Here is a 5151-nt window from a genome sequence, read left to right as displayed (position 1 = left end):
CGCGCCGCTCAGGCAGCCATACACATCTCCGCGAACGGCGGCGCGTGTCGATGAATGCTGGTCGCCGGCCGCTGGACGCAGAACGCAGAACGCAGAAGAAGATCGGCGCGAGTTCGCCGCTGCGCATACTGACGCGGCCAAAAAGCGTACACGGCAGCAGACTCGCGCCGATCATGGCCGGTGTCTCCCATGGCGCGTCGGAGCGGGCCCGGCCGGATCCCCGGCGGCGAGCTACGGCCGGTCGGTGGAACCAGCGGTCGGTGCGGCTACGAACGGTCGATGAACAGTGCGTTCACGGGACAGTTGTACACGCCCTGATCGGCGTTGTCCTCTAATCCCTCGGGCACTGGTCTGTCCTTGCCGATGTTGCTGTAGCCCTGGTCGTCGAGAGTGAATATCTGTTCGTCGATCATGTTGCACTGGCCATGTGCCTCACATTTGCTGTTGTCGACGCTGACCTTCACGGTCGTCACCATCCATCGTTCACTCGTTCAGCGGTCTCGTGGTGTTCGTGCCGCCACCGTCAGCGGTCCCCGCGGCCGAGGAGGGCAGGCCACGCCCTGGACGGCCGTCGCCCCCGGACGTCGTGACCCGCGCGGGCACGGGAGCGGCACGGGAGCGGGCACGGTGACGAAACAACGTTGGCCCGCGCCCGCCGCCCGGTGGCACCGTGGGCTCCCGGTTATGCGCCGCGCCGTGTCGGGAACTCCAGGTGGAGCTTCTTCATGCTGCGGAGAATCCCGGTCTCGTACTCGGGCCGGGTGCCGGGCTTCAGGCTGAACTCGGGAATACGGCGGAGGAACTCCTCGAGGGCGACCTTGATCTCCAGGCGTGCCAGGTGGGCACCGATGCAGCGGTGGACACCGACGCCGAAGGCCGAGTGGGGGATGCGCTCCCGGAAGATGTTGCACTCCCTGGGGCTGTCCAGGGCCTTCGGGTCCCGTGACGCCGACGCGTAGTTCAGGAGGATGAAGTCGCCTTCCTTGAAGTGGTGCCCGCCTATCTCGACATCCGTGGTCACGGACCGGCCGAGCGCGACCACCGGTGGGAAGTACCGGACGAACTCCTCGGCCGCCTGGGGGATCAGGCTCGGGTCGTTCGCCAGCGCCTTGCGGTCCTCGGGGTGGGTGGCGAGGTGGGACATCGCACCCGACATGACGAACGTCGCGGTCACGATGCCGCCGAGCGCGAGGTCGGTGATGATGGAGACCCGGTCCTGCCAGGGGGACGGCTCGCCGTTCTCGTATTCGACACCCGCCGCGATCACGTCCACCACGTCGCCGCGCGGCGGCTCCTTGGCCCGGCGGCCCAGGTACTCGCCGAGGTGGACGAATGCCCTGGTCAGGTTCTCGGTGCGTTCCTCCTTGGGCCCGTAGAAGCCCGCGTCCATGTGCTTGATGAGCATGGGGACGTCGTCGGTGGGCAGGCCCAGCAGGTTCTTGAACATCGCCGAGCCGGGCAGCACCGACGAGAACTCCTTGATGTACTCGCATTCACCCCTGTCGATGAAAGCGTCGATGAGGGTGACGGCCTCCGTCCGGATGGAGTCCTCGAAGGCGCTGATCGCGTCCGGGGAGAAGTAGGGGTTCAGCGCGTTCCGCCAGAGGTTGTGCCGGGGCGGATCCGACTCCTCCGGCATCAGGTAGGGGCGTTCCGGGTCACGGTTGGGCTCGAAGCCCTTGGCGCTGCTGAAGGTCCGCCAGTCCTGGCCGGCGCGCTTGACATCCTGGTAGCGGTTGATCAGCCAGTACCCGTTCCCGACATTGCTGCGGGTGACCGGGCACCTGTCCACGAACTCGTCGAGGACCTCGTAGAAGCGGTCGTTGAACTCCGGGTCCTCGATGTCGAAGTCGGAGAAGATGTCCCTCCGGAACCCTTCGCTCGTGGTCACAAGAGCACCTCCATTAAACGTATGGCTCGGGTCGCGTGGGTAAGGGGCGGGTTTCCCGTGGCCGGGGAACGGCATGCTGGCGGGTGCCGGTCGGCGCCAACCGCGGCCGATATGCGCTCGTGGGCCAGGACGCTGACGGCCTGAATGCGCCGCTTCACTGTCACGGTGGCGGCGGGGAATCGAGCCGGATGCCTCACGGCCCGACCTGTTGCGGGTGGCTGCGCCGCCCGGGCACCGGTGTTCGACATCAGGATTTCTGTGGGCGCACCATCCTGCGCCCGTACAGGCTGACGTACCGTCCGGGTACCTCCCGTCTTTTTGCTGTCTTTTGGTGCGGTCGCCTTTCGATGCGATACAAACATACGTTTGTTTTTATGAACATAACAGGCGCTACTTGACCTGTCAAGTAGGTCACAGTCAAGCGTAATCGAGATGTTGCTATGAGATATAATCACAGGTAGAAGGCTGGTAGCGGATCGCGCTCCAGGCTTTGGCCGCCGCTGTCAAGGGCGCGGGAAAGCCGGTGGCCGGGCGTGCGCGGGTGTGCTGGCGCAATGCCCGGTGGCCCGGTTGTCCGGTAGGCCGCCGTGACCGCCCGGCTCGACGCGTGTCGCTGTCGTGGCGGGTGCTGATCCGTGTTCCTCGGGCAGGGGAAAGGAGCGGAACAAACCATTGTTTTTTGTTCTGGTCGGGCCTAGGATCGGGATGAATGATCGTCCGATAGCATGGATCTTGGAAAGGGGAGAGACGTGGCTGGGCGGCTCGAAGGGAAGGTTGCTGTCGTCACCGGGGCGGGCTCGGGAATCGGCACCGGTATTGCCGAGGAGTTCGTGAAGGAAGGGGCCAGGGTCGTCGCCGTCGATATCTCGGGCCAGCAGGAGGAGGTCGCCAAGCGGCTCGGGAGCGACTGCTACGCGGTGCACGCCGACGTGTCGAGGGGGCAGGACGTCCGGAACATGCTGGATGCGGCCGTCTCCCACTTCGGCAAGCTCGACGTCCTCTGTAACAACGCGGGTATCGACGGGGCGGTGGCCCACACCGGTGACTATCCGGAGGAGGAGTTCGACCGCGTCTTCGGTGTGAACGGGCGAGGGGTGTTCCTCGGTATGCGCTACGCCATCCCCAAGTTACTTGAGAACGGTGGGGGAGTGATCGTGAACACGGCGTCGATGGCCGCGATGGTCGCTTTCCCGGGAATGCCCGCGTACTGCGCGGCAAAGGGTGCCGTGGCCATGCTGACGAAGACCGCGGCGGCGGAGTACGCAAGCCGGAACATCCGCGTCAACGCGATCTGCCCCGGGCCGATCCGGACGCAGATCACCGACAGCCTCCCGCCGGAGCTCATCGAGGGCGTGGTCAGGGCGACGCCGCTGGGGCGATACGGGACCCCCACCGAGGTGGGCCGGCTGGCCGTCTTCCTGGCGAGTGACGAGTCGTCGTTCATCACCGGTGACATGATCCTGATCGACGGTGGTTACACCACTCTCTGACCGGTTCTCCGATCGGTTCTGGTCACCGCGTCGGGGCGTCACGTCGATACGTCCGCCGGACATATCCGCCGGGCACACCGCCGGCCCCCGGCGCCACCCGGACCGGGTATGGTCCAGTGGCGCCGGGGGCCGGTCCCTATGACCGGTCGGCCACGGGATCCCCTGAGCCGAGGTAGCTGTTGACGAGCGCGTCGTGGTCCAGCGTGTCCGGCGTCCCGTCGAACACCACTTTTCCGCGCCGCAGCACGACGACGGCGTCGGCGAACTCGACCGCGCGTTCCACGTACTGCTCGACGATGACCAGCGACACCCCGCTCGCGGCCAGCTGTCGCAGCGACACGAAGATCTCGTCGATGATCCTCGGTGCCAGGCCCATGGAGACCTCGTCCACCAGGATGACCTGTGGATCCGACAGGTAGGCCCGGCACAGCGCGAGCATCTGCTGCTGCCCGCCGGAGAGCGTGCCGGCGGTGTCGTCGAGCCGCTGCCGCAGTGCCGGGAAAGCCTCCAGCGCCCGGTCGGGCCTGGTTTCCGGAAGCCACGGTGGCCGCTGGAGGCGAAGGTTCTGCCGCACGGACAACGACCGGAAGATTCCCCGCCCCTCGGGGATGAGGCACAGGCCGGCGCGGGTGCGCGCATACGGCGGAGTGCCCGAATGGTCGACGCCGCCGATCGATACGCGGCCGTGCTGGAGCCTGTTCAGACCCGCCGCGGTGCGCAGCAGCGTTGTCTTTCCCGCGCCGTTGGCACCGAGCAGGGCGACCACCCCGCCTGCCGGTACGTCGAGGTCGACCACGCGTAACACCGTCGACCGGCCGTAACCCGACTGCACCGCCCGCAGCGAGAGGGCATACGGCTTCGTGTCGCCCGCGGTGGTGGCACTGTTCGTCCGTGTTGTCATGACACCACTTCCCTCACGGGCTGCCGTGCGACGGTCTCGACGGCGTCGCCCCCGAGATAGGCGGCCCGCACGAGCGGGGACGCCATCACCTCGTCGGGCGTCCCGTCGAAGACGGGTCTACCGAAGTCCAGGACGTGGATGTGGTCGCATATCTCGTTGACGAGCGCCATGTCGTGCTCCACGAGCAGGATGCCGATTCCCCGGTCCCGCACGACGCGCTGGAGGGTCTCGCCGAACCGGCTGGTTTCCGCCCGGTCGAGGCCGGACGACGGTTCGTCGAGCAGGAGGACGCGGAACGGCCCGGCCAGGCCGCGGGCCAGCTCGACCCGCCGGCGCAGCCCCGTCGACAGGGCCCCGGCGAGCGATTCCGCGACATCCTCCAGCTCGCAGAGCCGGATGGCCTCCTCGGCGCGCTGCCTGACGAGGTTTCGTTGCCTGCCCGAGCTCAGGAAGTGGCTGAGCGGGCTGGCCCCGGCGAAGCCGCCCTCCGCTCCCAGCGCGACGTTCTCCCGCACGGTCATCGAGTCGAACAGCTCCATCTGCTGGAACGTGCGGCCGATGCCGAGCCGGGCCCGAACGGCCTGGCCCCGCCGGGAGATGTCGTGGCCGCCGAAGGAGATCTTTCCGTTCGTCGGTCGGAGCACTCCCGAGCAGGCGTTCAGGGTCGTGGTCTTGCCGGCCCCGTTCGGGCCGATCAGACCGGTGATCTGTCCGGTCCGGGCTTCGAGGGAGACGCCGTCCACGGCCACCAGGCCGCCGAAGCGCACCCCGAGCCCGCGTACCGCGAGCGTGCCGGCGGCGGCCCTGGGGCGCGTGCTGGCGGCGGCAGCGGCGCTGGCACCGGAGCCGCCGCGGGCGCCGTTCACGCG

Annotated in this window: 5 protein-coding genes; 1 reads left to right on the top strand and 4 read right to left on the bottom strand. The window is 67.7% G+C overall.

Going from position 1 to position 5151, the window contains the following annotated elements; translation table 11 throughout:
* Positions 1-266: 266 nt before the first annotated feature.
* Together NBW84_RS03710 and NBW84_RS03705 are read right to left on the bottom strand one after the other, a co-directional pair.
* Positions 267-476, bottom strand: a complete 210-nt coding sequence (locus tag NBW84_RS03710) for a ferredoxin (RefSeq protein ID WP_250281718.1) — start codon at positions 474-476, stop codon at positions 267-269.
* 206 nt (positions 477-682) lie between these two features.
* Positions 683-1891, bottom strand: coding sequence for a cytochrome P450 (locus NBW84_RS03705; protein ID WP_250281717.1), 1209 nt, complete (start codon positions 1889-1891; stop codon positions 683-685).
* 749 nt (positions 1892-2640) lie between these two features.
* On the opposite strand from NBW84_RS03705, the gene NBW84_RS03700 reads away from it, so the two are divergent.
* On the top strand, positions 2641-3381 hold the full coding sequence (locus NBW84_RS03700; RefSeq protein ID WP_250281715.1) for an SDR family NAD(P)-dependent oxidoreductase: 741 nt from the start codon (positions 2641-2643) through the stop codon (positions 3379-3381).
* Between the two features lie 136 nt (positions 3382-3517).
* Here NBW84_RS03700 and NBW84_RS03695 read toward each other — a convergent pair whose 3' ends face one another.
* Positions 3518-4282, bottom strand: coding sequence for an ABC transporter ATP-binding protein (locus tag NBW84_RS03695; protein WP_250281712.1), 765 nt, complete (start codon positions 4280-4282; stop codon positions 3518-3520).
* On the bottom strand, positions 4279-5151 hold an 873-nt coding region (locus NBW84_RS03690), incomplete at its 5' end, for an ABC transporter ATP-binding protein (protein WP_250281710.1). The genes NBW84_RS03690 and NBW84_RS03695, both read right to left, overlap by 4 nt.

The organism is Protofrankia sp. CiP1_Cm_nod2, from assembly GCF_920664355.1.
Taxonomy (GTDB): domain Bacteria; phylum Actinomycetota; class Actinomycetes; order Frankiales; family Frankiaceae; genus Protofrankia.
Note: the sequence above shows the minus strand (reverse complement) of the source record. Positions and strands in the feature narration are given on the sequence as shown.

Coding starts and splice junctions, on each gene's coding strand:
- NBW84_RS03710 (WP_250281718.1), bottom strand. CDS start 476: ATGGTGACGACCGTGAAGGTCAGCGTCGACAACAGCAAATGTGAGGCA.
- NBW84_RS03695 (WP_250281712.1), bottom strand. CDS start 4,282: ATGACAACACGGACGAACAGTGCCACCACCGCGGGCGACACGAAGCCG.